This window comes from Pedobacter sp. P26, assembly GCF_050632135.1.
Lineage (GTDB): Bacteria > Bacteroidota > Bacteroidia > Sphingobacteriales > Sphingobacteriaceae > Pedobacter.
The window spans coordinates 6,139,613-6,165,950 of the sequence record NZ_CP192574.1; the positions used below are offsets into that span (position 1 = coordinate 6,139,613).

Here is a 26,338-nt window from a genome sequence, read left to right on the forward strand (position 1 = left end):
AATTAGATCTGGTTTTTAAGGATTTCTTCTTCGGTAATGGGAATAATAAAGTAAAACTCCGATCCTTCATCGGGAACACTGTTTACACCGATAGTGCCGCCATGGCGGTTAATGATTTCGGAACAGATGTATAAACCAATCCCCAGGCCGTTAAAGCGGTTGCTGTTTTCTTCTACGCGGTAAAATTTATCGAATATTTTATGCTGCTGCTCTTTAGAAATACCTATCCCAAAATCTTTCACAGCCACATAGAGTTTTTCATCCTTAATGTTGATGGTTACATTAACCTGATTGGTACCCGGCGCATATTTGATGGCATTGGTAATAAAATTGATTACCACCTGTTCCAGGCGCATTTCATCACCAAAAATCATTTCGTGTGTTTTGCCCAGTTTGCTGATTTTAAAATCGGGATTAGATTGCTGCAACATCTCGATGGCATTGTTTACCATATTATCCGCACAAAAGCTTTTCATGTTAAACTTCATTTTGCCGCTTTCTATTTTCGAGATATCAAGCAGATCAACAATCAGTTCGTTCAGTTTTTCGAGCTGGATACTGGCTTTTTCGAGATGGTTTTGTGCCATGGCTTTATCATCCCTGTTTAAGCTGCGCTGCAACAATTGAATGTAACCTTTTACACTGGTTAGAGGGGTTTTTAACTCATGACTGGCAATGCTGATAAATTCGTCTTTTTTATGTTCTGCCTGTTTCCTGAATTCAATTTCTTCGAGCAGTTTTTCCTGTACCTCGTTAAGCTTTCTATTTTGCTCGTAAATGCGATAAAATGTTTTTATTTTAAGGAGCAGCACATTAATATCAACTGGCTTGGTGATGTAATCCAATCCACCGCTCAGGTATCCTTTGGTAATAAATTTTAACTCTGTATTTACTGCAGAAAGAAATATAATGGCGGTATCTTTTGCCTTGCTAAAACCCGAAATGGCTTCGGCTACCTCGAAGCCATCCATATCTGGCATCTGTACATCGAGAATAATCAGGACATAGTTGTTTTTTAAAACTTTTTTCAGCGCTTCTTCGCCAGATGACGCGGTATCAACCTCAAAATTGTGTGCCTGGAGTACTTTCTGTAACGAGATCAGGTTTTCAGGCCTGTCATCAACTATAAGGATCATCTTTATTAAAACAAATAAGAAGCCGGGATAATTATGTTTGGTTTTGAGACAAAAATCTCATTAACTGTAAACAAACAATTCACTTTTAAAAAAGTTTTGATTTTTTATAAATTATTTGAATTAAAGGTATCTCCTTGTTTAATATCTCCTGTTTCGAAGCCTTTTTTAAACCAATACATCCGCTGTGCAGAGGTACCATGTGTAAAAGAATCTGGTTGAACTTCGCCTGTAGCCTGTTTTTGCAATTTATCATCGCCTATGGCATTGGCAGCAGTTAATGCTTCTTCTATATCACCTTCATCTAATTTAAAATCTTTAAGGTTTTGGGCATTGTGCGCCCAAAGTCCGGCAAAAAAATCGGCCTGTAATTCTAATTTCACCGATAAGCGGTTATATTCCTTCTCACTTACCTGGTCACGGGCCTGATCGAGCTTTTCTGATATGCCCAATAAATTTTGAACGTGATGGCCAACCTCATGTGCAATTACATACGCCTGGGCAAAATCGCCTGCTGCACCAAAACGGTTTTTTAAATCATCATAAAATGATAAATCGATGTATACTTTATGGTCTCCAGGACAGTAAAAGGGGCCTACATTGGCTCCTGCATTACCGCAGGCGGTTTGCACCGCATCTCTAAATAATCTAAGTTTAGGATATTCATACTGCTTGCCCATCGCCTGAAATTCTTTATCCCATACCTGCTCGGTTGATTCTAACACACCTGCTACAAACTGTGCTTGCGGATCGTTCGCCGGTACACCCTGTTTAACTTCTTCAGTGCCTGTTGCAGCCGGAATCTGACCAACCAAGCCTGTTAAATCTTTCCCAAAAATCAGGCCGAGTACCACGATTATTATACCTACTCCGCCGCCGAGGATGGTTTTTCCTCCTCCGCCACTTCTGCCATCTTCTACATTATTACTGCCTTTACCGAACCATTGCATAATTTACCTTTTAGTTTAATGGATAACCTCAATTATGGGATAATTGTTAGGCTAAAGTATAAATTATTTTTATTGATTTATCCATTCGCATTTTTGGCAAAAAAAGAAGCCAGGTTTAAAACCTGCTTCTTTCATTATATGCATGTATTCCTGAAAAATTATACTAGCTATTAAAAACAGTAATTGCTTTTGTTATCCTTGCTTTAGTTTCTTCTGCACCCAATAATACAGCAATATCAAAAACGCCCGGACCAAATTTACCGCCTACCAGCATAATGCGGAAAGGCAACATCAATTCGCCTGGTTTAAAGCCTTTTTCTTCGGCAAGGGCTTTAAATGCTGCTTCAGCAGAAACGGCATCGCTTAATATTAAACCATCAGCAAAACCATTAAAGAAATCAGCTTTTTCAGCTGTCCACTTTGGCTTTACCGAATTTACATCATATTCTGCAGGTGAGGTAAAAAAGTAACTACTCTGTGCTACAAAATCGGACATCAAATTGCAACGATCTTTAATTAGATCAATAACGGTATTTAAAAAAGTATCATCATTAACTTCAATACCAGCTTTTTCAAGCTCAGTTTTAACGCTGGGTGCCAGACGCCCGGCACGCTCTGCTTTGATCCACTCATGGTTATACCACTTCGCTTTTTCGAAATCGAATTTAGCTCCTGCTTTACTAATTCTTTCTATCGAGAATTTTTCTTCCAGCTCTTTTAAGGAGAATAACTCCTGGTCAGTACCATCATTCCAGCCTAAAAGGGCCAGCATATTGATAAAAGCTTCGGGTATAAAACCCATTTCTTTAAATCCCCTGGTTACATCGCCTGTTTTAGGGTCGGTCCAGTTCATGGCATAAACCGGGAAACCTAAGCGGTCGCCATCGCGTTTACTTAACTTTCCATGTCCGTCCGGCTTTAAGATTAAAGGCAAATGTGCCCATGCAGGCATTTCTCCTTCCCAACCTAAATATTTCCAAAGTAAAATATGCACCGGTGCTGAAGGCAACCATTCTTCCCCCTAAAAGCATGACTAATTTCCATCGCCTTATCGTCAACTACAACGGCCAAATGGTAGGTTGGCATTCCGTCGGCTTTTAACAACACTTTATCATCGACCAGAGAGGTTTCGAAACTTACGTCACCACGAATTAAATCATTAAAATGCACAATTTCATCGGTTGGTACCTTAATGCGGATCACGTATGGTGTTTTAGCTGCCAATAGCTCTTCAACCTCATTAATGGTAAGGGTTAAAGAATTACGCATTTGCATACGCGTGGCCTGCCCGTATTGGAAATTTGGAATTTCCTTACGTTTGGCATCTAAATCTTCCGGGGTATCGAAAGCATAATAAGCATAACCATCGCTAATTAACTGTTCGGCAAATTTGCGGTAGCTGGGTTTGCGTTCGCTTTGGCGGTATGGCCCGTAAGACCCCGGGTTGTTAGGGCTTTCATCTGGTGTAATGCCGCACCAATCTAAACAGTTTACAATATATTGTTCTGCGCCTTCTACAAAGCGGTTTTGATCAGTATCTTCTATTCGAAGTACAAAAGTTCCATTATTTTTTTGGCAAACAAATAATTGAACAAGGCCGTGCGCACACCACCTAAATGCAAACCTCCGGTTGGGCTTGGGGCAAATCTTACTCTAACTTTTTTATCCATGATTAAGCAAAGAGCAGGGAGTTATCAGCTTAGAGCCATGGTGCAATCCATGCTCAGTGCGCCACGCACTATGCTCGCTACAAAGATATATTTTTCATCCATTTTATCGTGTTTTCATCTGTGATGAAACTGTTGTGCATTCTAAATGATTGTTGCACGTTTTTGAAAAAGCATAATGGTTTTATGTTTTTTTCGTTTTGTTATTGTAATTTGGCTAACTAAAGCATGAATCCTTATCAAAAGAAACGCCGATGGAAGTTTTTCCTTCTCATTTTTGCCATCTTAATTGGCATTGCCTCAGTATTTTACACCGATTCTTTTGTAAAAAAATGGAACGAGAGGAAGCCGACCAGTTTCACCTTTGGGTGCGGATTCAGGAACGGGCCATGTTTCTTTATGACAATGATGATTACCGTGATGTGGTAGAAACCGTAAGAAAAAACACGAAAACGCCTGTAATCATGATTGATTCTGCCGGAATGATTACTTCCTTTTTTGGTTTAGACAGTACTAAAACCAATTATCCCGTTGCAGATACTAAACTCACTTACGATAGTTTATATTTTGTACGGCAGTTGAGGCAGATGAAAGCCCAGCATCCGCCTGATGAAATGAATATATTTGGCAGAAAATTTAAGGCATACTACCGCGATTCTTTCATTTTAACGCAGTTGAGGTATTTCCCCTACATTCAAATGGGGGTTATTTTCCTTTTCCTTTTAACAGCTTATGCGGCATTCAGTTCTGCACGGAAAGATGAACAAGATCATGTTTGGGTCGGTTTAGCCAAAGAAACGGCACACCAGCTGGGTACGCCGATATCATCGCTCATGGCCTGGACAGAACTGATGAAATCTAAATTTGATGCAGAAGATGATCCGTTGATTGCCGAAATGGAAAACGATATTAAACGATTGGAAATTATTACCGACCGTTTCTCGAAAATCGGTTCTAAACCTATACTTGAAGACCATACGGTTTACATTGTAGTGAGCGATTTTATCCGTTATTTTAAAGTGCGTACTTCAGACAAGGTTAAATTTAGCATTACCGGCGATGAACAGGTAAGGGCAATGTTAAACGTGCCATTGTTTGATTGGGTGATTGAAAATCTTTTAAAAAATGCGGCAAACGCTATCGAAAACGAAGGGTCTATTTCCATCAATATTATCGAAAATTTAGCCAAAGAACAGGTATTTATTGATGTGAGTGATACCGGAAAGGGTATTCCAAGATCTAAGTTCGATGCGGTTTTTCAACCCGGCTATACCACCCGTAAACGTGGCTGGGGCTTGGGTTTATCGCTTACCAAACGTATTGTAGAAAATTACCACAGTGGAGAAATTTTTGTAAAAGACTCTGAACTGGGTAAAGGCACAACTTTTAGAATAATATTAAAAAGCAGTTTAAGATATGAACCGACCACAGCCTAACGAATATCCAACTTGGGGCGAAGCCTATATCAGTAAAGTTGATCGAGATATTTTCGAAATTTTAAACGATCAGATCCAAAGTCTTCCAGCCCTGTTTAGGGCGAACGCCGGTAAAGCTGATTATGCTTATGCCGAAGGTAAATGGACATTGAAAGAAATGTTAGGTCATATTATTGATGCTGAACGTGTATTTGCTTACCGAATTACCTGTTTTGCCCGAAAAGAACAGCAGCCTTTGCCAGGTTTTGAGGAAGATGACTACGTCCTGAATGCCCGCTTTTCTCAGCGCGATCTGGAAGATCTGATTGAAGAGTTTATCGCAGTGCGTAAAGCCAACTTATACCTTTTTAAATCTTTAAACGAAGAAGAATTAAATAGAAAAGGAATTGCATCAGGCAGGGAAATTAATGTAAAATCGATTCTGTTTATTGTTGGAGGACACATTATCCACCATGTTTCCATTTTAAAAGAACGCTATCATGTGGTTTAAAGATTTTACCATTGAAGACTTAAATGAACGCCCCAAAAACCACCTGGGTGCTTTGCTTGATATCCGCTTTACTGAAATAGGCGAAGATTTTCTTGTTGGCACCATGCCTGTTGATGAGCGCACGCACCAGCCTGCGGGCATACTGCATGGAGGGGCTTCGGTAGTTTTGGCCGAAACCCTGGGCAGCATTGCTTCTTATATGTGCATAAACCCGGAGAAATATGTTGCTGTTGGTTTAGAGGTAAACGCCAACCATTTGCGACCGGTGAAAAGCGGTTTGGTAAAAGGAATCTGCAAACCTTTGCATGTTGGCGCCAAAACGCATGTTTGGGAAATTAAAATTTATGATGAACGCGGAAAAATGAGTTGCATTAGCCGCTTAACGGTAGCCATAATTGTTAAACCGCAATAAATGGCAACTTACTTACTTTTTAACGTTTCAGTTATAATCATTCTGGCTATGTTTTCGGTAAGTAGGGTTGGCGAATTGCAATCACAGTTGGTGAGCCCAACTACATAAATATCTTCGTCTGGTACATAAACACCCATACTTTTAAACCCGAAGATACTACCTCCATGTGTCCTTACAGGTAAACCGCCAGACTCTTTAATGTGCCAGCCATAACCATAATTGAACAATTCTCCGTTATTTAGTTTATAGCGTGAAAAAGCCAGCTGCGTTTCGGTCGTGTTTAACAGCTTATTATGGCTTAAGGCATTCTGCCATTTGAGCAAATCGCCCAAAGTAGACATTAAAGCACCTGACGCAAAAGGAACGCTAAAGCTAATAGCCGTCTTGTTTACATAACCATTCGCTTTCTTCTGGTAACCATAAGCCCTGTTATAAATCACTTTTTTGTCGCTGGCGTAATAAGAATGATCCATACCAAGCCGATCAAAAATATGCTGCTGAATAAAATTGGCATAAGTATCGCCCGAAACGAGTTCGATCAGGTAGCCCAGGAGCACATAGCCAGAATTATTATAGTCAAAACGTTCGCCGGGTGCAAAATCAACAGGTTCGTTCTTAAAAAAATCTACCATCATTTTAGGTGTCATCTCCTTTTGAGCTATATCCGCCAAAGTCTTCATTTTGGTAAAATCTTTAATGCCTGAAGTATGCGTAAGCAAATGATGTATGGTTATTTTATCGCCGGCAGGGTAATCTGGAATGTATTTCGAAATGGGATCGCTTACCTTTAATTTGCCCTGCTGCTCTAAAAGCAATACGGCTACAGCGGTAAATTGCTTGGTCATAGAGCCTAGCTGAAAAACACTTTCTGTACTAAGGTTAACATCCAGCTCAAGGTTAGCCTTCCCAAAAGCCTTTTGGTAAATTACCTTTCCTTTTTGGACAATCATAAATGCACCTCCGGGTCCTCGCTTATCTGAGATTACAGTCATGATTAAACTATCAATCTGATCATTCAGCTTTTGGGCCTTTACTGCTACCGGCATGAGCAGGCAGCAGTAAAGTATAGAAAGAAAGCCCCGGAGGATCCTGGTCTGTTTTAGTTTCACGCTTGGCTAGAATTTATCTTTCTCAATCGCTTTCTTTTCGATCACGAAGGAAACAATTAAGCCTAAACCACCAAAAACACCCAGGCAACCAAAATAAACTGCTACAGCTTGTGAGGTTTCTGCTTCAGTCATTTCTCCACCAAACATATTTCTTACTACTGCGAGGGCTGTAAGCAGGCCAATACCCAAACCCACGAGTAATAAACCAAACTTCAAACTTAAATAAGGTCTTGGTGCCGATTTACCAACGCCCGGATCGAGTCCACGTTCAATCATGGCCATTTTCTCTTTATTTGATAAATAACGGATTCCAAATACCATTGCGAATCCGCCTAAAAAAAGTGAGATGGGAACTAATATACCGTTCATAATTATAATTTTTTTATGTGTTAATATTCTATTTATTTTCTATTGAACCGCGTTCTATGTATTATGACTACATACTTTTTAATCAGGTTACACCCAGGGCGAAAAATGTTCAATTATCAATTCTCAATCACCAGACCTTTAAAAAGGAAAATAATAAATATAATTTATCGATCCCCAGACCATACACAGCTAAAACATTGCTATTTTTGTTTCAGAGCCTTAAATTTTGATTGAAAAACTTAAAAATATAGCCGTTTTTGCCTCATTAAGTGATGATTCATTACGTGAGTTCACTATACATATCAAGCATATCAAACACAAAAAAGGAACGATCATTATCGGTGCCGATAAGATAGAATCTCATTTCTATATTCTTGAAAAAGGTATTGCCCGCGCATATTGCGATGGCGAAAACCAGCAGATTACCTTTTGGTTTGGACAAAATGGTGATGTACTTTTTTCGTTTAACAGCTACATTAACAACCGCCCAGGTTATGAAAATATTGAACTGTTAGAAAACAGCACTTTATTACAAATAAAGTTAAGCGACCTCTTTTCGCTTTACAAACGCAATCTCGAAATTGCCAACTGGGGCAGAAAAATAGCCGAACAGGAATTAATTGCTACTGAAAGACGATTAATCGACAGGGCCTTTAAAGGCGCTGCAGAGCGTTATCAGGAGTTTATAGCACAATCGCCGGAGCTGATTAAAAGGGTGGCCCTAAAACACATCGCCTCTTACCTGGGTGTAACACAGGTTACTTTGAGCCGGATCAGGGCCACCTATAAATAAACTCATTTTTTAACATTTGTAAAATGTTGCCCGAGAAATGTGTCGTAATTTTGCAGAAACACATTTATCATGAACTGGATTATCTTAATTATAGCCGGCCTTTTCGAAGTTGGCTTTACTACCTGTCTTAAATTATCAAACAATTTTTCGAATATAAAATGGAGTACCGCTTTTTTTGCCTGTATAATTTTAAGTTTCTTATTGCTAAATAAAGCAACCCAAACTTTACCCATGGGAACTGCTTATGCCGTTTGGACAGGTATTGGTGCTGTAGGAACAGTAATTATCGGCATTGTCTATTTTAACGAACCGGCAACCTTTTGGCGGATATTTTTTATCTGCACACTTATCGGATCAATTGCAGGACTGAAGTTTTTCGCTTCGCATTAGCACACGGCCCAACTTGCGAAGTTTATAAGGCCAAGAGCACAAGCAAAACTCCGCAAGTTTCGCCAGGATCTAGCACAATGCCTGTGCAATTAAATAAGTTAATTCGCGTATTGCGCTTTCCCGAAGAATCGGGATTCCTCCTGGCCTGCAGGGTAACGCTCAATGTCATTAAGTTAAGCCCGCGGCGCAGGTAGGCATAATTTAACCACAGATAAAAAGGATGTACACAGATATAAAATCCTTGTTTATCCGTGTGCATCTGTGATTAAAACATTTAACTTAGTGACATGAGGTAACCATTTTTGGGTTTCAGGGTGCACGTACGCTGTTATTAAACCTGATGGCAGCGGCAGCCCCGAAGAATGAGGGCTACAGCGAACAGCAGGACTACCCTCCGCCATGAAAAAACCGCCCTTTCATTTCCAAATAACAAAAAATGTATATACTGAGTTTATCAGCATCTTATTTTTTTGGAGCGCAATGCCGGTGAAAGTAAGCAAGTTAGTTCCCGTGTTCCGCTTATACACTTCGGCTTCGTACCTCAGCCTGCAGGGTAATACTTCACCCGGGGCTAAATGGCAAGAACAGCATTTCATTTTTAGGTTTTCAAGGCGCCACAACTTTGTATGTAAACCTGATGGCAATGGCAACCCCGAGAATGAGGGCTACAGCGAACAGCAGGACTACCCTCCGCCATGAAAAACTGTCTCTTCATTTTCAAAACACAAGAAAAATCAAATTTAAATCCTCATTTCTTCTCAAACTCTTAATAAATTGATGTTCCAAGTGTAACCTACCGATCTTTGATGTAGTCTTACAGCTAAACATGGAGCAAAAACTTACCGATTTAGCACTGATACAAAATGTATTGAACGGCCAAACCGATCAGTATGGGTTGTTGGTAAAACGCCATCAACGATTTGTATTCTCGCTTGCTTTAAGATTTGCCAAAAACAGGGAAGATGCCGAAGAAATTGCGCAGGATTGCTTTGTAAAAGCGTATAAAGCATTAGGTACTTTTAAACAAACAGCGAAGTTTAGCACCTGGCTGTACACGATTACCTATACTACAGCTATGACTTTTTTAAGGAAAAACCGTTTAGACACCACTTCAATACATGATGAAGAGACCATTTTGCAGCTCGAAAATCTAACCTCCGGTTTTAGCGCAAATGCATACGAGAAGCTGGATAGCCATGCTTTTTTAAATATTGCCATTACCCAGCTTTTACCAGATGATGCCGCTATTATTACTTTGTTTTATAAAGGCGAGCAGAGTTTGGAAGAAATTGGGGAAGTATTACACATGGAGCCCAACACTATAAAAGTAAAGTTGCACAGGGCAAGGCAAAGACTTAAAGAAAAAATACAATATTTGTTAAAAGATGAAGTAAAGGAATTATTATGAACACAATAGAACAACAGCTTTGGGACTATATTGATGGGAATTTGGATGATTCTTCAAAAAAGCCATCGAAGAAAAAATTGAATCGGATGCCAGGATTAAATCGCTGCACGAGGAACTGATAAAACTTAATTCTGTTTTTGGCGAACTCGATCTTGATGAACCCTCCATGTCTTTCAACAGAAATGTGATGGAAAATATTGCTTCATCTCCTGCCCCGTTAGCCATGAAAACCAAGGTAGATAAAAAGATTATTTATTGTATTGGTGGCTTTTTCGTTATCTCTTTACTGGCCTTGTTAGGTTATGTATTTTATAACGCTAACTTCGAAATGCCCAAACTCGATTTGAAGGTGAATCTTGATTTAAATTTAGAGAAATACATCACGCCAACGGCTATTTGTGCCTTTCTTTTCGCAGATCTGGTGATTGGATTAATTTTTCTCGATCAGTTTTTAAGGAAAAAAGTTGCTCAGAAGTAAGATAGCTTAAATAGCTCCCGCAGATCAGAATGATTTACGCAGATTTATGTTCATCTGCGCCTTTCGCGGAATCTGTGGGAATTCAGCAAGATAAATTTTAACCCAAAGTTTTCAAAATCTCCAATCCCTTTGGCCAATCACCAAAGCCCGCGGCAGCATTAATATGTCCGGCATTACCGATATTAATAAATTCACTTCCCCAATTTTTAGCAAAAAACTCAGCCCTTTCCAGCGTTACCCATTCATCATTTCCGCTAGTTACTACGATAGTTTTAAAATTTATTTTATCCAAGGGAACATGATCAAAGCCAGGTGTATCAAAATTGTACTTTGGTGCTTCTATATCGCTGGGCGCAACCAATAAGGCACCCTTAATTTTCTTTTGATAAGTTTTTGCCCAATTGGCAATGGCTGTACAGCCTAAACTATGACCGATTAAAACCACATCATCCAAATTATATCCGGTGAGTGCCGATTCTATGTTTTCAATCCAATCCTGATTTGCTGGTGTATCCCATTCCTTTTGATTAATACGGATAAAGTTATCCCCTGATTTTTCGAAGTACGTTTGCCAATGGTCAGGGCCAGAATTGCCCAAACCAGGAATGATAAAGTAATAAGTCATGATGTGTAGGTAGAAAAACAAAATAAAAAAGGCCGCCATCGCAAGAAAGCAGCCTTCTCTGTAAATATGATAAATAAATTAAATTACTTTCACATTAACGGCGTTTAAGCCTTTTTTACCGTTAGCAACTTCGTACTGTACTTTGTCGTTTTCACGGATTTCGTCGATAAGACCTGTTGAATGAACAAAAATTTCGCTATCGCCATTCGCAGGGATGATAAAGCCAAAACCTTTAGTTACATTGAAGAATTTTACTGTGCCTTCTTGCATTGTATTAAATATTAAAATTAAGTATGCAAGGTAAGTTTTAATTTTTAAAATCAAAATAAATTTTAACATTTTTTTAACGTTAAAATTTTGTAAATAGCAGATTACTAAGGCTTTTTAATTACCTTCCCAATCATTGTTAAGGTAATTTCGCTATTATGCGGAATCCCTAACGTTGTTCCCGGAGCCACATCAAAAAGGTTTCTAACATAAATATCGGCTATTCCCTGGGCAACCTTTTTTTTGCTTCAGCATTCTCAGAAAGCACATTATAAACCGTTTTTATGTGGATTCCTCCTTGAAAATCGACAATAGCTACAACCTGGTAAGCAAAATCTTTGTAAGCCCGGTCTATCCGGATAATATATTGTGGGAACATATAATCATAAGCTTCGGTTCTATTATTCGTCCGGTCTACCGTACTGATTTTTTCGACCTTTACAATTTTGCTTTTAGGGATAAACTGAACCGGGTTTGTAGCGGCGAAAGCACTATCGCTATTTGCGTTAACTTTAGCAGAACGTTTCTCGATAAAAGCGGTGTCTGCTTTAGTCGGTTTTTGTAGGTCTTCGGCCCTGGCCTTCAATTTGTTTTTAATATATTCCTGTGCGTAAAAGGTCATGTTTACGTCCGAGCGAATATCCGAAGCAATTACTTTTCCATCAACCTGAACGCGTTGAAAAACCAAACTGTCCTTACTAATGTGTTTTACCTTAAAAAATTCTGCCGCGAAATTATATACATTTCCATGATCATACTGCAGGTAAAAATTCTGCATCCTATGTTTCTGCGGGCTCCAGGCCGACATCGTATCCTCTTTAACCACCTCTATTATCCACGATGGCTTTTGCATAAAACCTTCCTTATTAAAAGAGTAGCCATCTTTAAACCGGCGTTTTACTTCAACATAACGAATGCCTTTAACAGGTTCAAAAGTAAAATCCCGAAGTGTGGGATCGCTGGTTTTAGTTCCCATTTTACAGGCACTGAGCATGAGCACAAAAAAGGAAAAGTATATTGTATTTCTAATCATTTCAACAAAAATCTTCGGCTAAAATAAGTTTTTTTAAGCTTGTTATGTTGCAGGGATTTTATCTTTTGGCCTGTTTCTTTACCAGAATAACATTGGCCACTTTCCGCTGCCCCTCATGATCCCATTTTTTATTATCTGCTGGATAATTGATTACTCCACCATCAGGCATTCCATTTACCCACAGGTGGTGGAGCCGCCGCCATCGAAATTGATAGCAGAAGTACAGCCCAGCCAACGCATTAATTTGGTGAGTTCGAACAAACTCATTCCTGCCGAATTTTCATTCCTACCATCAACGGTCAATAAAATTACCCTTCCGTTTGGTTTCAAGCCCAGGCAGGTACGGGGATGGCGTAAACGGTTAAAACCAGTGGTATCTAAAGTTTCATCAACATGGTTTAAGGTTAATAACGGTCCGTTTAGCAAAACATTTTGTTCACTCAACTTTGTTTCCCAACCGGTTGATCCATCCCATTTTTTGATCGATATTTTCCCTTTATCCATTACGACTGCCGCTTCCTGGTGCCTGGCCCGGTTTCCGTTTTTATCTAAATGGTTGGTATTGATTATTTTTCCGTTCACACGGACAAAATCTACTGATCCTCCGTTTTTCACATCAAAGAAATTGCCATTAACCGCAGCAATTGCTGTATCGCGTAATCCAAAATTACTCGTTGTAACCAATTCTTTTTCTTCTGTACTAATGGCAAATACAGCTTTACGTCCGGTATTTTTTATTTCTAAAAATGAAATATTTTCGTTGGCAGCGAAGAGGTTTTTCTGATCAAAATGATGCCTGAATAAAATTACCTGTTTTGCCACCCTGTTTTTTTGCCATTTGGCTTTTATAACGGTAATAGAATCGGTATTTTGGCCAAAGGCAGAGAAACCGGAAATAAATAATGCAAGCGCAAAGAATAGTTTTTTAAGCATAACCTTGTTTTGGTATAAAATTAAAAAACTGTTATGTTGTTTAAGTTAAGCATCAAGAATTATACAATATTTTAAACCTCGCAGGTTTTTAAAACCTGCGAGGTTTAATTTAACAAAAAAGCGGAACGATCAATTTAATGATCTGCTCCGCTTCTTTGAATTTTGAATGATTGATTGGAAGCATCGCTATTCAATCATTCTCTAATTCAGTAATTCACTCATTAATTATTTCTTCGGATCTAAAATATCTTTAATTCTGATATTTAAATCTTCGTAATGTGCTTTGGTAATGGCATCACCCGCAGCTGCCCTGGCTTTTGTAGTAGCCAATAAGGTTTTCAGCTCTGCTCTAACCAGTGGCCTGATATCTGACAAACCAACATTAATTGGAGTTAAACCATAACTAGCGGCATACTCTACCGGGAAACCAACCGGAAGTTCTGAATCTTTGGTCATTAAATCCTGCAAACGGTCTACATACGCACGTTGTAAGTTACGTTTAAAGGCGTCAGCTCTTCCGCCCACAAATACCGACGATCTTAAATCTGCAAATAACTCAGGTAAGGTATATGCTTTTGCCCTACCATTTTTAGTTTCGTTATCTAATAAACGTGCGATACGGGATGCCGATAGCAGGTTACCCAAAGTATTCGTTTGAACCCCTTTAATCCGGTTTAAAAGCACTCCATTATCAAATTTACTTAATTGATCGTTGCTGATTAACCAAAGTGGGGTAGTAAATAATTGTTGATTGAAAAAAGCAACGGCTTCTTTTTGTTTTGCTTTCGGTAAGTAGGCATAAACTGGTCCTTTTTGATCGTAGGTTTTAAAATTTTCGCTTAAACCACCAACATTTGTTGCCACATGCCCCATATAACGGCTAAACTGACCAACAATTTCAGTATAAATTTCTTTTAAATCGCTGTAATCTTTTCCTTTCTGATAGGTCCATTTTTCTACATTAGGAAGGATACGTTTTAAATTCGCAATACCATAGGTACTCGCTTTCATTGCATTGTCTCCCAAATCTTCGCTCTGCAAACGAGGATCTAATGAAGTTCCCTGACGGCCATAGAAATACAAAGGATTACCTGCATTTTTTAAAGTCCACTGATCTAAAATTTCTTTTTCCTGTTCTGCAGTTTTGTTTCCAGGAATCCAGGTATATCCCCATTTCACTACCCATTTATCGTATTCTCCAATTTGAGGGTGAAGTTTGGTTACGCCATCGCCAGGTTGAGCAATGTAATTAAAACGCGCATAATCCATAATTGAAGGTGCGGTACCATGTTTATCTGTAAACGTTTTTGAACGTAGAGAATCAACCGGGTAAGCATAGCTTGAGCCAAAGTTATGTGGCAAACCTAAAGTATGGCCTATTTCGTGTGAAGAAACAAAACGGATCAATTCGCCCATCTGCGCATCAGTAAATTGCGCTTTACGCACTTCAGGATTAATAGCTGCCGTTTGTACAAAATACCAGTTACGCAATAGGTTCATTACGTTATGGTACCAACCAATATGCGTTTCTAAAATCTGACCGGTACGGGGATCGCTAATGTGCGGGCCGTAAGCATTTGCAATATCTGAAGCAAAATAACGAACCACAGAGTATCTGGAGTCTTCTACGCTAAACTGAGGATCTTGTTCCGGTGTTGGTGCTTCTTTACCTATTATGGCATTTCTAAAACCAGCAGCTTCGAATGCTACCTGCCAATCGTTAATCCCCTGGATCAAAAACGGCACCCATTTTTTTGGTGTTGCAGGATCGATATAAATTACAATAGGTTTTACCGGTTCTACTAATTCGCCACGTTTATAAGCATTGGTATCTTTTGGAACCAGATTCCAGCGGTGAATATAGGCTGTACGTTCTGCTTTTTGCGCGTTGCTCCCGTAATCGATCTGAGATTGACCAAAGAAACCAACCCTGCTATCCATTATCCTTGCTTTTACAGGGATTTTTGGCAATAATAACATTGAGGTATTAAACTCGAAAGTAACGGCTCCATTGCTGTTATCTGTTGGAGATTCTGCCGCACGGTATGTTTTAGCTGTTTTTACTTCAACATTAATAGGAAAAGTTTTTACCGTATCAATATAAGAACGTGTTGCATCGTACATGGTAACTTTATAAGCCTTACGGATCTGATCAGTAGCACCTATAGCCATTACATCACCGTTGTAAAAATCGGTAACATCAATCACAACGCCTGTAGTATCTTTATTGTAGGCTTTAATCTCAAAGCTGGCTAAAATCTGTGCAAGATTAGAGTTTTGTACCGATTCGTACATATCGCTGTTCGGATCGGCCTTAGTTGAATAACTTGGTACGCGGATGTAAACTTGTTTTCCCCTGCGCTCCCATTTCCAAACTTGTTCATTTAATTCTTCCCCGCCATATTGCTGGTTACCTACTTTTACACCTGCAGGCACCTTTGCCAAACGGGTAACTACAAGCATTTCGCGGTTAATCATCGAATCTGGTATCTCAAAATACCATTTATCGTCCACTTTGTGTGTTTTGAATAAACCGTTTGTAGTTCTGGCTTTTGAAGTAATTATTTCAGCAAATGGTTTAATACCTTCTTTTTTGCTGCTACCGGGGCTGCGGTTGGAGTTGTTGGAGTGGCACCTTTAGTCGTTTTAGATTTTTTCTGGGCATATACCGAACCTGATCCGGCTACACCAAGTGCTACGATACCTGCGAGGGCAAGTACCTTAAAATTTTTATTCATGTGTTATAAAGTTAGTTTGCTTGGCAATAAGAGGTTAAAGTTAAAGTGTTGTTACACGACTAAACATTTGTAACTGGAAAATTACGCTTATCAGATCCTCTTTTCTAGGCGAATCACTTTAAAATAGACTTGATTATCTCTAAAAATTTCCAAAATTATATTTCTGTCTGCTTTCGATTTAAACATTTCGTTAAGATCGTTCAAAGAATAAGCATCAATGTTTTTAAAGTTTACCGCAATAATTTCATCGTCGGTACACAAACCCGCTTTTTCTGCCGGACTATTTTCGTCTATTTCTCCAATCAGAACTCTTTTATATTCTTTCTGATCAAGATAAAGTACCATACCTACCATATCGTGTTCAAAAGGAATTTTACTTAATCCATTGGTTTTAAGATAAATAAAGCCATCCTGATAGTTGAACTGAATATTAAATCTCCGAAGTAAATCGGCGCCTAAATTCCCATTTCGTTTAGATAGGTCGATTTTTTCTGCAATGCTTTTAAAATCCGGGAATCCGGCAACAACATCATTAAAAACATAATTTCCTAAACTAAATTTGCCCACCCTGCCGATGTAACCTTTAATCTGTCCGCTGAGGCTCATCCCCAAATTGGCCTTTATTTTTTTTCGGGCAAGGGATATTCACTGCCCTGTAACATTTCGAGGGAAAGCGCGTGACTTGCACCAGTATCCATTAAGAATCTGGCGTTGATCGATTTCCCATCAGGAAGTTCAACATCACCAACAACATAAGGTTTCTGATTTTCGATCTCAATCGGGATTTTTTTCCGCGGTATTTAACTTTTGCATCCCGATCGTAAATAATCAACCTATTTTCGCTATAGCGGATATCAACAATAAAGCTGTTAAAAAAACTAAAACCCAACAATCCATAAATTTTCAGACCTAAATGTCCCGACAAGTTAAAGAGATCTTCTTTTAAGATCGCCGTTGGTATATACTTAATGCTTGTACTACCTACTTTTACATCAAGGCTTTGAGATACATAGGCCTCAATGGTTTCGATTCCCAACCCAGAAACTTTAATTTTACGGAGATTACTAAAATTTAACGAATCGATAATAGATGGATCGGTAATAATCATGGGACCAACCCCAGTGTCAAGAACAAAATCGTATGGCCCTTTTCCATTTACAAATACCGGAATAACCATTAGGTTTTTGATACATTTAAAAGAAATGGATTGCTTTTGCCGGTTTCTTTTAAAAAGAAATTCCTGTCCCGAAACTGAAAGCATAAAAAATACCAGGCCCAGGCAAATGGTCAGTTTACGTAAACAGATTATTACACCGGAACTATATTTGGTTAACATTAAACTAAATTTAATAAATTAGTTGATAATTATGCCTCCTAAATTTAGCACATGTTCCCCTCAAAAAATCATAATTTTATTTTTCTTACGTTTGTTCTATCCATTTGCCTGTTAACTGGTTGTTCAACGAATAAGATCATTTCAAAAAAAGTAGCTAAAGAATTCAAAAATTCGCAGGTGATTAAACAATATCAGGTTGGTTTTGCGCTTTATAATCCAACAGATAAAAAAATGATTTTTCAGAAAGATGCGGATAAGTATTTTACTCCGGCGTCTAATACCAAATTATATACCTTTTTTGCAAGCTTAAAAATGCTGCCAGATTTAATGCCAGCCTTAAAATACATTGAGCGAAATGATTCATTGATTTTTTGGGGAACCGGAGATCCGGCTTTTTTACAATTCGCGGTAAAAGACAAATCGGCATACCATTTTCTCCTGTCATCAAATAAAAAACTATTCTTTTCTCCTGGCCGATATTCGGGCAATTTCTTTGGCGATGGCTGGTCGTGGGATGATTACGATTATTATTATCAGCCGGAAATTACCGAAATGCCGATTATGGATAACATGGTAACCTCTACTTATGCTGGTCCAAATCAAATCAACATCGAACCCAAAGTTTTTGCACCATGTTTTAAAGTAGATTCGACAAAAAACACAGGTAATTTTCAGGTAACACGCGATTTTTTAACCAATAACTTCCATTATCCTGCCGTTGCTGTAAAACCCGGCTATAACCAGCAAAACCCATATAAAACCAGCGCACAGGTTACCGTTGAAGTATTATCGGATACACTACACAAGCCTGTTGGACTTATTGATTTTAAAATTCCTTCGGATGCCAAAATTTTGCAGGGCGCAAAACGCGATTCGGTTTTAAAACACATGATGTTACCCAGCGATAATTTTATCGCCGAACATTTACTTTTGGTTTGCTCCAACCAGATTGGCGATACATTGAGTACAACGAAAGCCATTGATTATATTACAAAAAACTACCTTTCTTTTTTGCCTGATAAAGTAAAATGGGCTGACGGATCTGGTTTGTCCCGTCAGAATTTATTTACCCCCGCGATAATGTATACCTCCTCGATTCTATCTATAGGCTGGTAAACAATCCGGAAAAACTTTTTGATCTACTGCCTGCCGGAGGAAAAAGCGGAACCTTAAAAAGTGCTTATCCAAAAACCGATAAACCTTATGTTTACGGCAAAACAGGTTCATTAGGTGGTGTGCATAACCAAAGTGGGTATGTATTGACAAAAAAAGGGAAAACGTATATCTATTCCTTTATGAACAATAATTTTGTAAAACCAACTGCAGAAGTACGTGCCGAGATGGTAAGGATAGTAACTTACATACATAATAATTTTTGATGCCAGATTTTAAATCGATAAATCAGCCTTTTTCGAATACAATCAAGATTCATGGTAATTCCTACCTGTATTTTGGCGGAACGGCGTACCTGGGTATTCCAAAAAATCAGGCTTTTATCAATTTATATCTGGAAGGGATCAAGAAATTTGGCTTAAATAATGGAACTAGCCGTACCAATAATATTCAACTGGGTATTTATGATGAAGCAGAAAAAGTAGCCGCCGGGCGGTATGGAGCAGAAGCAGCGCTCATTACTTCGAGCGGATATTTAGCCGCGCAACTTACCGTTAAAAGCTTATCTATATTAGGTAAAGTAATTTATGCTCCAACTACGCACCCTGCGCTTTGGTTAACCGATCAGTCAGCCAATCAGCAAACATTTAATGACTGGAAGAAGGAAACAATAAACCTCATCAATACGTCCAATGAAAAAACATGGGTGCTGATCAGCAACTCCATGAACAATCTGTTTCCTGAAATTTATGATTTTAACTTTTTAACCAAAATACAGCCAGAAAAAAAGGTTATCTTAATTGTTGATGATTCACATGGCATAGGGGTTAATAATAATGGGATGGGTGCGTTTATCAACCTTCCGGTTAAGGCCAATATCGAACGCATTGTTGTGGCCTCAATGGCAAAAGCGTTAGGAGTTGATGCAGGATTGGTGTTAGGCTCTGGTGCCGTTATCGCCAAACTAAAAAACAGCAATACTTTTGTTGGAGCATCCCCTCCATCTGCAGCCAGCCTTTTTGCCTTTATCAATGCCCAAAAAATTTACCACAATGCATGGACAAGATTGCAGGAAAATATAAAGTTACTTACTGCCGGTTTAAATAAAACATGGGCTTTTGAACCAATGTTTCCTGCATTCTTAGCACAAGATGCTACTTTAGTAAACCGCTTGTTAAAAGAAAAGATTCTGATTTCATCTTTCCCCTACCCAAAACCCGAATCTGAGCCGATAAATCGAATTGTTTTGAGCAGCTGGCACGAAAAAGAAGATATTGATCGCTTAATAAAAGCCTTAAATTTTTAACCTTTCCTTATCCAATTAATTTTTGAATATTTATGACATGAAAAAACTGCTTGTATTCCTGTCGTTAAGCCTTCTTTTTGTTAATGTCATTTCAGCACAAACCACCACCGTATGGATTGTTAGACATGCTGAGAAGGATAAATCAAACCCACAGGATACCGATCCCAGCCTATCGGATGAGGGAAAAATCCGTGTTGCCGATTTAGCAAAGTATTTAAAAAAGGTAAAATTTGATATTGCCTTCGCCACTCCGACAAAAAGAACCCATCAAACCTTAGATTCGTTGGTGATCCCAAAAGTAATTAATTATAAAGATATTAAATCGCTTGTGGATACCATTAAGACCAATTATGTAGGTAAAACGGTGATGGTTGCAGCTCATTCCAATACCGTACTCGAAATTATTGAAGCCCTTGGCGGTAAAAGGCCAAAAGAGGAATTGACTGATGATGATTACGATTACATTTTTGAATTATCGGTAAAAGAAGATAAAGCAAGGGTTAAAATGGATCAATACGGCAGGCCGCACCACTTGTAGTTTGTGCTGTCAGGTGTTATCACCTGAAAATTGGAGAGATAAATTTAGTGTAAGATGGTAACATCCTACACCACGAATAATAATTTAGTTTAGGCAGGTTATTATACTACTACGAATAGATTTCTCCATTCCACTGTGTTTCATCCGATAGCTAGCTATCGGATCGAAATGACGCAACTAATTGTTATGCTCCCAACACCAATGAACCAATGACAATTGAACTAATGAACTACAATTTCTCGAAAGGAATATCCATTAAATCATAACTTCTCCACCCCAAGAAATCATAATGCCACCATTCATTTTCCAGCACATTCATCTGGTATTTTGCCATGATAGCAATCAGGAAATCGCGGTTTTTCCTGGCTTCGGGTGATACATTGTCATACTTTGCGGCGGCGGCTGCCGAAAAACTATCATAAGGCGTTGGCATCACCAATTCCTTACCTGTTTTCAGGTTAATTAGTGTTAAATCTACTGCACAGCCCCTATTGTGTTTAGATCCTTTTGCCGGATTGGCTACAAAATTTTTATCGCTTGCTTTTTTATAAAACTCAACAGTAATGGCGTACGGTCGGTAACCATCAAATATTTTTAAACCGTAACCTTTTTTACTTAGTTCCTTTTGAATTTTCTTTAAGGCCTCAACTACAGGTTTACGGGCAAAAGCCCTCGCCTGTTTATACATGACCTGCTGCATAAAATTATTCCTGGTCGCGTAACGGATATCCAGCTTAATTGTTGGAATGACTTTTTTGATTTCAACCAGTTCGTTATTCGGATTCGATTTTACAGAAGCCAGATATTGGTTGTAAGAATTTACGATAACCAGTTTTTTTATCGCAAGGGGTTTATTTTGGGCATTTACAGCAACAGAAATGAAAAAGAATAAAGCTAGCAGATTGAATTTCATATTTTAGTAGCATAAGAAATAAGTATCAAGATGTTAGATACAAGTATGAAGATATTTCCATCTCACATCATCCGTTGTACATTGTCCATCTTACATCTTTTATTGATTAGAAACCACCAACAGTTCCAAATCCTTAAACGGCAAATTAAACATATCAGCCAGATCTTTATTGGTACAGTTTCCCTGGTAAATGTAAAGTGCTTCGCGGATACCAGGATTATTCCAAACCATATTCATTAAACCTCCAAATTCACCAATATCCAATAAAATAGGCGCAAAAATGTTAGTTAAGGCATAAGAAGCCGTTCTTGGCACACGCGAGGCAATATTTGGCACACAGTAATGGATGACGTCATACTTCCTGAAAACCGGATTGGTATGATTGGTTACTTCAGAGGTTTCAAAACAACCACCCTGATCAATACTGACATCAATTACCACAGAGTGAGGTTTCATGCGGGCAACAGTTTCTTCCATTACCACGCAAGGGCTACGGCCATGACTGGCACGAATGGCGCCAATCACTACATCGCAGGTTATAATGGCTTTATTCAATACGATAGGCTGCATTACTGAAGTAAAAACCCTGCTGCCCAAATTATTTTGTAAACGGCGTAAACGGTAGATAGAACTGTCAAAAACCTTCACCTCGGCACCTAAGGCCAAAGCTGTTCTGGCTGCATATTCGCCAACGGTACCCGCACCTAAAATAACAATTTCAGTTGGCGGCACACCGGTAAAACCGCCTAACATTAATCCTTTACCTCCTGTTACATTGCTCAGGTATTCTGCCGCTATTAAAATAGAGGTAGATCCCACAATTTCACTCATGGCCCGAACCACACTCAAAATATTGCCTTCGTCTCGGAGGTTTTCAAAACACAACGCATTAATTTTTTTATGCATCAATGCTTTTAGATAATCCTGCTTTAGCGTTCCGGTTTGTAAAGAAGAAATAAGTGTTTGCCCCTTATGCATCATTTCAATCTCTTCCAGCATGGGAGGGGCAATTTTCACCAGGATATCCGCATCAAAAACTTCCTTTTTGTTATAGGCAATTTTGGCTCCCTGCTCGGCATATTCAGTGTCAGAAAAATTCGCGGCAATACCTGCACCACTTTCTAAAACAACACGATGTCCGTTGTTTACCAATAACGCAACAGATAAAGGAGTTAATGCAATTCTATTTTCCTGGAAAGAAATTTCCTTTGGTATTCCTATGTATAGACTGTTTTTTTTATTTCTGGTTTCTAACTTTGCTTCTTGCGTTTGTAGTAAACCCTGACGAGCTATATCGGCCATTCCTTCGCGTAATCCTGTAGCCATGTTGAATTAATATTTGATAGTTTTAGGTCGTTCAAGGTACGGAAAATCTGTTAATTTATTGATAACTAATTGTTATACCTTCGAGAGTTTGAATAATCTGCGATCTTCAGCCAGCACATTTATCTCCACTTTAATGTAGTTTTCGGGTAGTAATTCTTCTACCCTTTCAGGCCATTCGATTAAACAGATACCGCTGCCATAAAAATATTCCTCATAGCCCAGGTCGTACGCCTCACGGATATCTTTTATACGGTAAAAATCGAAATGAAACACGGGACCATCAGGGCTTTCATATTCATTCACGATAGAATAGGTTGGGCTCGAAACCACATCTTCTATCCCTAAATGTTTACAGAAAATTTTGATAAAAGTGGTTTTCCCGGCGCCCATATCGCCTTCAAAAATGAAGACTTTCTCACTGCCCGCAAAATCTGAAAGCTGTTGTGCCACAACAGGTAAATTGGCTAAACTATTTACTTCAATATCCATTTTTAAAGAATAAAGGCAAAAGTAATACATAATTGCATTGCTTTTGCCTTTTATACATCGTTTCGACCGTAGCGGAGAAATCTTACCCGAATCATCTCGTCAAAGATTTCTCCATTCCGCTATGCTCGAGTCGAAATGACGACTTATTTATATTCTACCTCGGCGAATATGTCACTACCGGAATAATCATTTCCTCTAACGAAATCCCCCCGTGCTGGAAGGTTTCGTTATAGTAGTTTACAAATTGATTGTAGTTGTTCGGGTAAACGAAATAACTATCTTCCCTTGCAAAAATATAACTGCTGCTGATATTGATTTTTGGCAATAAGGCATCGTGAGGGTTTTTAATTAAAAACACCTCTTTTGCATTAAAATTAAGGTTTCTACCTTGTTTGTATCTTAAATTGGTGTTTGTGCTCCTATCGCCAATTACTTTAACCGGTTTTTTAACACGGATGGTTCCATGGTCAGTAGTAATGATCACTTTAACCTGTTTTTGAGAGATTTTTTTCAATAAATCCCAAAGTGGCGAATGCTCAAACCAGGATAAAGTTAACGAGCGGTAAGCTGCGTCATCATTGGCCAGCTCACGGATCATCTGCATATCCGTACGCGCATGGCTCAGCATATCAACAAAATTGAATACAATGGCGTTAAAATCGTTCTGCAACAGGTTATTGGTCTGCTCAACCAAATCTTTTCCCTGTTCGAAAGTTAAAATTTTATTATAACTGAATTTACACTCTTTTCTTAAGCTGCGCTTAATGTTGTCAGCCAGAAAAGCCTCTTCATGCATATTTTTTCCTCCCTCATCATCATCATTCTGCCAAAGCTGAGGAAAACGTTTCTCCATATCTAATGGCATCATACCCGAAAAAATAGCATTACGGGCATATTGTGTCGCCGTTGGCAAAATACTCGTGTACATATCCTCCTCATCAATCCTGAAATATTCAGAAATTAACGGATTAATGATTTTCCATTGATCGTAACGTAAATTGTCAATCAGGATAAAAAATACAGGTGTAGTATCGTTAATATGAGGGAAAGCCTTTTTCTTCAACAATTCATTCGAAAGTAAAGGTGCTTTGTCCTTATTCTTGATCCAGTCGAGGTAATTTTCTTCGATAAATTTAGTGAACTGTGTATTGGCCTCCTGTTTCTGCATCGTTAAAATTTCATGCATCTGAGGATCATCCAGCTTTTCTAATTCAAGTTCCCAGAAAACAATTTTTTTATACACATCAACCCACTCTTCATAGTTAAGCCTGTCGCCTAAAGTCATGCCCAAACGGCGAAAATCCTGTTGATAAGCCATTGAAGTTTTTTCGCTTACCAAACGTTTATTATCAATCAGTTTTTTAATGGTAAGCAATACCTGTTTAGGATTTACAGGTTTGATCAGATAATCATCAATTTTACTGCCTATCGCATCTTCCATTAAATTTTCTTCCTCGCTTTTGGTAATCAAAACTACCGGCACATCTGGATTTAAATTCTTAATGGCAGAAAGCGTTTCAATACCACTCATGCCCGGCATGTTCTCATCAAGAAAAACCAGGTCGAAGTGAGTTTTCCCAAATGCCTCTAAAGCATCGTTTCCATTGGTAAATGTAGTTACATGGTAACCTTTATCATTTAATAATAATATATGAGGTTTTAACAGATCGATTTCATCATCGGCCCATAATATCTTAGTTTCTTGCATGTTTTTGTAAAAATAGGTATGTATTGCCCTTTAATTTCGGCAGGTAAATCAAACTGTGAATAAAAATAGCAATTTTTGTACCGTATCTAGCTATTTAACTATTTTTAACGATTGAACAAGAAGAAAATAATTAATGATCCGGTTTACGGATTCATCAGTATTCCATCCGAATTGGTTTATGATGTAATTTCGCATCCCTATTTCCAGCGTTTGCGCTACATAAAACAGCTCGGAATGACACATTTAGTCTATCCAGGGGCTTTACATACCCGTTTTCACCATGCTTTGGGAGCCATGCATTTAATGAGTCTGGCCATCAATCTGTTAAAAAGTAAAGGCCATACCATAACCGAAGGCGAAGAAGAAGCAGCCATTTTGGCCATTTTACTGCACGATATTGGTCACGGACCGTTTTCCCATGCACTGGAGCATTCTTTGGTTACCGGAATCAGGCATGAAGATATCTCCGCAAAACTGATGCATGATCTAAATGCACATTTCGATGGCCGTTTAACCCATGCCATTGAGATTTTTAACGGCACCTATCCTAAAAAATTCCTACACCAATTGATTTCAGGTCAGTTGGATTTAGATAGAATGGATTATTTAAACCGTGATAGCTTTTTTACGGGCGTTAGCGAAGGCGTAATCAGTTTCGACCGGATTATTAAAATGTTTAACGTTTATGATGATGACCTGGTGATCGAGGAGAAAGGCATTTATTCGATTGAGAAATTTTTAATTGCCCGCAGGCTGATGTATTGGCAGGTTTATCTGCATAAAACAGTAATATCAGGCGAGATGATTTTAGTGAAATTATTAGAACGTGCAAAAGAATTATCCGCAGCTGGCGAAAACTTATTTGCTTCACCATCCTTAAATTATTTTCTAAAAAACGATATCAACGAAGCTAATTTCTTTGCGCATCACGAAAATCTTGAGCATTTCACCAATATTGATGACCAGGATATTTATGCAGCCGTTAAGGTTTGGACCAAACATGATGATAAAATTTTGTCTGCGTTATGTAAAATGCTTACTTCCAGAAATCTTTATAAAGTGGAAATGGGCAACGAAATGGCAAATAGCGACCGCGTAAACTTTTTGCAGGGTGCTGCAGTCAGCTTATTAGAAATTAAGCCAGAAGAGGCCAGATATTTTGTCTTTACCAATTCTATACAAAACCGCGCGTATAATGCAGGTGTAGGAAATATTAAGATTTTAATGAAGAATAACGATATTCTTGATATTGCAAAGGCTTCTGATTTGTCTAATCTGGAGTCTCTGCAAAAAACTGTAGAAAAATATATTCTCTGTTACCCCAGAGGGATTTAAGGTTATTTAACAAAATATTTAACTTTTAGTGCCGTTTTAAGTC

At 38.5% G+C, this 26,338-nt stretch carries 28 protein-coding genes and 1 pseudogene; 12 read left to right on the top strand and 17 right to left on the bottom strand.

Annotated features, from left to right (window positions below):
* Positions 1–2: 2 nt before the first annotated feature.
* The 3 genes and pseudogenes from ACQ86H_RS28605 to gltX all read right to left on the bottom strand — a co-directional run bounded on the left by ACQ86H_RS28605 (position 3) and on the right by gltX (position 3,753).
* Positions 3–1,136 carry a sensor histidine kinase gene (locus tag ACQ86H_RS28605; RefSeq protein WP_138819343.1) on the bottom strand — a complete coding sequence of 378 codons (1,134 nt, stop codon included), beginning with the start codon at positions 1,134–1,136 and terminating at the stop codon, positions 3–5.
* Between the two features lie 104 nt (positions 1,137–1,240).
* On the bottom strand, positions 1,241–2,083 hold the full coding sequence (ypfJ, locus tag ACQ86H_RS28610) for a KPN_02809 family neutral zinc metallopeptidase (RefSeq protein ID WP_431293262.1): 843 nt from the start codon (positions 2,081–2,083) through the stop codon (positions 1,241–1,243).
* A gap of 163 nt (positions 2,084–2,246) precedes the next feature.
* Positions 2,247–3,753, bottom strand: a pseudogene (gltX, locus tag ACQ86H_RS28615) (glutamate--tRNA ligase).
* Between the two features lie 329 nt (positions 3,754–4,082).
* On the opposite strand from gltX, the gene ACQ86H_RS28620 reads away from it, so the two are divergent.
* From ACQ86H_RS28620 to ACQ86H_RS28630, 3 genes are read left to right on the top strand one after another with little or no spacing between them, the layout of a single operon-like run.
* Positions 4,083–5,186, top strand: coding sequence for a sensor histidine kinase (locus ACQ86H_RS28620; RefSeq protein ID WP_431293263.1), 1,104 nt, complete (start codon positions 4,083–4,085; stop codon positions 5,184–5,186).
* Entirely contained in the window at positions 5,167–5,676 is a 510-nt protein-coding gene (locus tag ACQ86H_RS28625) for a DinB family protein (RefSeq protein WP_431293264.1), read from the top strand. Before ACQ86H_RS28620 ends, ACQ86H_RS28625 begins: the two co-directional genes overlap by 20 nt.
* Positions 5,666–6,088 carry a hotdog fold thioesterase gene (locus ACQ86H_RS28630; RefSeq protein ID WP_138819339.1) on the top strand — a complete coding sequence of 141 codons (423 nt, stop codon included), beginning with the start codon at positions 5,666–5,668 and terminating at the stop codon, positions 6,086–6,088. Before ACQ86H_RS28625 ends, ACQ86H_RS28630 begins: the two co-directional genes overlap by 11 nt.
* 8 nt (positions 6,089–6,096) lie before the next feature.
* Here the strand turns inward: ACQ86H_RS28630 and ACQ86H_RS28635 are convergent, their stop codons facing one another.
* Positions 6,097–7,134, bottom strand: coding sequence for a serine hydrolase domain-containing protein (locus ACQ86H_RS28635; RefSeq protein ID WP_431293265.1), 1,038 nt, complete (start codon positions 7,132–7,134; stop codon positions 6,097–6,099).
* Between the two features lie 69 nt (positions 7,135–7,203).
* The gene (locus tag ACQ86H_RS28640; RefSeq protein WP_138819338.1) at positions 7,204–7,566 is read right to left on the bottom strand and encodes a DUF6249 domain-containing protein; all 363 of its coding nucleotides are present in this window, start codon (positions 7,564–7,566) and stop codon (positions 7,204–7,206) included.
* A gap of 226 nt (positions 7,567–7,792) precedes the next feature.
* On the opposite strand from ACQ86H_RS28640, the gene ACQ86H_RS28645 reads away from it, so the two are divergent.
* The 4 genes from ACQ86H_RS28645 (at position 7,793) to ACQ86H_RS28660 (ending at position 10,635) form a co-directional block, all read left to right on the top strand.
* The gene (locus ACQ86H_RS28645) at positions 7,793–8,359 is read left to right on the top strand and encodes a Crp/Fnr family transcriptional regulator (RefSeq protein WP_431293266.1); all 567 of its coding nucleotides are present in this window, start codon (positions 7,793–7,795) and stop codon (positions 8,357–8,359) included.
* 69 nt (positions 8,360–8,428) lie between these two features.
* Positions 8,429–8,749 (top strand): DMT family transporter, encoded by a 321-nt coding sequence (locus ACQ86H_RS28650; protein ID WP_138819336.1) that lies wholly within the window; start codon positions 8,429–8,431, stop codon positions 8,747–8,749.
* Between the two features lie 826 nt (positions 8,750–9,575).
* On the top strand, positions 9,576–10,157 hold the full coding sequence (locus ACQ86H_RS28655) for an RNA polymerase sigma factor (RefSeq protein ID WP_431293267.1): 582 nt from the start codon (positions 9,576–9,578) through the stop codon (positions 10,155–10,157).
* A gap of 166 nt (positions 10,158–10,323) precedes the next feature.
* Positions 10,324–10,635, top strand: coding sequence for a hypothetical protein (locus ACQ86H_RS28660; RefSeq protein WP_431293268.1), 312 nt, complete (start codon positions 10,324–10,326; stop codon positions 10,633–10,635).
* Between the two features lie 97 nt (positions 10,636–10,732).
* On the opposite strand, the gene ACQ86H_RS28665 is transcribed toward ACQ86H_RS28660, so the two are convergent.
* The 8 genes from ACQ86H_RS28665 to ACQ86H_RS28700 form a co-directional block, all read right to left on the bottom strand.
* Positions 10,733–11,260 carry an RBBP9/YdeN family alpha/beta hydrolase gene (locus tag ACQ86H_RS28665; RefSeq protein WP_138819333.1) on the bottom strand — a complete coding sequence of 176 codons (528 nt, stop codon included), beginning with the start codon at positions 11,258–11,260 and terminating at the stop codon, positions 10,733–10,735.
* Between the two features lie 78 nt (positions 11,261–11,338).
* Positions 11,339–11,530 carry a cold-shock protein gene (locus ACQ86H_RS28670; protein WP_010599196.1) on the bottom strand — a complete coding sequence of 64 codons (192 nt, stop codon included), beginning with the start codon at positions 11,528–11,530 and terminating at the stop codon, positions 11,339–11,341.
* A gap of 217 nt (positions 11,531–11,747) precedes the next feature.
* Complete coding sequence (locus ACQ86H_RS28675; RefSeq protein ID WP_431293269.1) at positions 11,748–12,503, bottom strand: hypothetical protein; 756 nt, start codon at positions 12,501–12,503, stop codon at positions 11,748–11,750.
* Positions 12,504–12,734: 231 nt separating this feature from the next.
* Positions 12,735–13,493 (bottom strand): phosphodiester glycosidase family protein, encoded by a 759-nt coding sequence (locus ACQ86H_RS28680; RefSeq protein ID WP_431293270.1) that lies wholly within the window; start codon positions 13,491–13,493, stop codon positions 12,735–12,737.
* Positions 13,494–13,718: 225 nt separating this feature from the next.
* Positions 13,719–16,076: a zinc-dependent metalloprotease gene (locus ACQ86H_RS28685; protein ID WP_431295493.1), complete on the bottom strand. Its 2,358-nt coding sequence runs from the start codon at positions 16,074–16,076 to the stop codon at positions 13,719–13,721.
* Positions 16,055–16,231 carry a hypothetical protein gene (locus tag ACQ86H_RS28690; RefSeq protein WP_431293271.1) on the bottom strand — a complete coding sequence of 59 codons (177 nt, stop codon included), beginning with the start codon at positions 16,229–16,231 and terminating at the stop codon, positions 16,055–16,057. Before ACQ86H_RS28690 ends, ACQ86H_RS28685 begins: the two co-directional genes overlap by 22 nt.
* A 90-nt stretch (positions 16,232–16,321) precedes the next feature.
* Complete coding sequence (locus tag ACQ86H_RS28695; protein ID WP_431293272.1) at positions 16,322–16,837, bottom strand: PDZ domain-containing protein; 516 nt, start codon at positions 16,835–16,837, stop codon at positions 16,322–16,324.
* 91 nt (positions 16,838–16,928) lie between these two features.
* Complete coding sequence (locus ACQ86H_RS28700) at positions 16,929–17,567, bottom strand: aspartyl protease family protein (RefSeq protein ID WP_431293273.1); 639 nt, start codon at positions 17,565–17,567, stop codon at positions 16,929–16,931.
* Between the two features lie 177 nt (positions 17,568–17,744).
* Here ACQ86H_RS28700 and ACQ86H_RS28705 point away from each other — a divergent pair, with 177 nt between their 5' ends.
* Genes ACQ86H_RS28705 through ACQ86H_RS28720 form a run of 4 tightly spaced genes read left to right on the top strand, consistent with a single transcriptional unit; the run spans position 17,745 to position 20,524 of the window.
* Positions 17,745–18,683 (top strand): D-alanyl-D-alanine carboxypeptidase, encoded by a 939-nt coding sequence (locus ACQ86H_RS28705; protein WP_431293274.1) that lies wholly within the window; start codon positions 17,745–17,747, stop codon positions 18,681–18,683.
* A 26-nt stretch (positions 18,684–18,709) separates the two neighbouring features.
* The gene (locus ACQ86H_RS28710; protein ID WP_431295494.1) at positions 18,710–18,946 is read left to right on the top strand and encodes a D-alanyl-D-alanine carboxypeptidase; all 237 of its coding nucleotides are present in this window, start codon (positions 18,710–18,712) and stop codon (positions 18,944–18,946) included.
* Positions 18,946–19,986, top strand: coding sequence for an aminotransferase class I/II-fold pyridoxal phosphate-dependent enzyme (locus ACQ86H_RS28715; RefSeq protein ID WP_431293275.1), 1,041 nt, complete (start codon positions 18,946–18,948; stop codon positions 19,984–19,986). Before ACQ86H_RS28710 ends, ACQ86H_RS28715 begins: the two co-directional genes overlap by 1 nt.
* Positions 19,987–20,023: 37 nt before the next feature.
* Entirely contained in the window at positions 20,024–20,524 is a 501-nt protein-coding gene (locus ACQ86H_RS28720) for a phosphoglycerate mutase family protein (protein ID WP_431293276.1), read from the top strand.
* A gap of 229 nt (positions 20,525–20,753) precedes the next feature.
* Here the strand turns inward: ACQ86H_RS28720 and ACQ86H_RS28725 are convergent, their stop codons facing one another.
* The 4 genes from ACQ86H_RS28725 to ACQ86H_RS28740 form a co-directional block, all read right to left on the bottom strand.
* The gene (locus tag ACQ86H_RS28725) at positions 20,754–21,437 is read right to left on the bottom strand and encodes a M15 family metallopeptidase (RefSeq protein WP_431293277.1); all 684 of its coding nucleotides are present in this window, start codon (positions 21,435–21,437) and stop codon (positions 20,754–20,756) included.
* 99 nt (positions 21,438–21,536) lie between these two features.
* The gene (locus tag ACQ86H_RS28730) at positions 21,537–22,763 is read right to left on the bottom strand and encodes an alanine dehydrogenase (protein ID WP_138819325.1); all 1,227 of its coding nucleotides are present in this window, start codon (positions 22,761–22,763) and stop codon (positions 21,537–21,539) included.
* Positions 22,764–22,835: 72 nt separating this feature from the next.
* Positions 22,836–23,252: a tRNA (adenosine(37)-N6)-threonylcarbamoyltransferase complex ATPase subunit type 1 TsaE gene (tsaE, locus tag ACQ86H_RS28735; RefSeq protein WP_431293278.1), complete on the bottom strand. Its 417-nt coding sequence runs from the start codon at positions 23,250–23,252 to the stop codon at positions 22,836–22,838.
* 154 nt (positions 23,253–23,406) lie between these two features.
* The gene (locus ACQ86H_RS28740; RefSeq protein ID WP_138819323.1) at positions 23,407–24,960 is read right to left on the bottom strand and encodes a PglZ domain-containing protein; all 1,554 of its coding nucleotides are present in this window, start codon (positions 24,958–24,960) and stop codon (positions 23,407–23,409) included.
* 111 nt (positions 24,961–25,071) lie between these two features.
* Here ACQ86H_RS28740 and ACQ86H_RS28745 point away from each other — a divergent pair, with 111 nt between their 5' ends.
* On the top strand, positions 25,072–26,295 hold the full coding sequence (locus ACQ86H_RS28745) for an HD domain-containing protein (protein ID WP_431293279.1): 1,224 nt from the start codon (positions 25,072–25,074) through the stop codon (positions 26,293–26,295).
* Positions 26,296–26,338 lie beyond the last annotated feature (43 nt).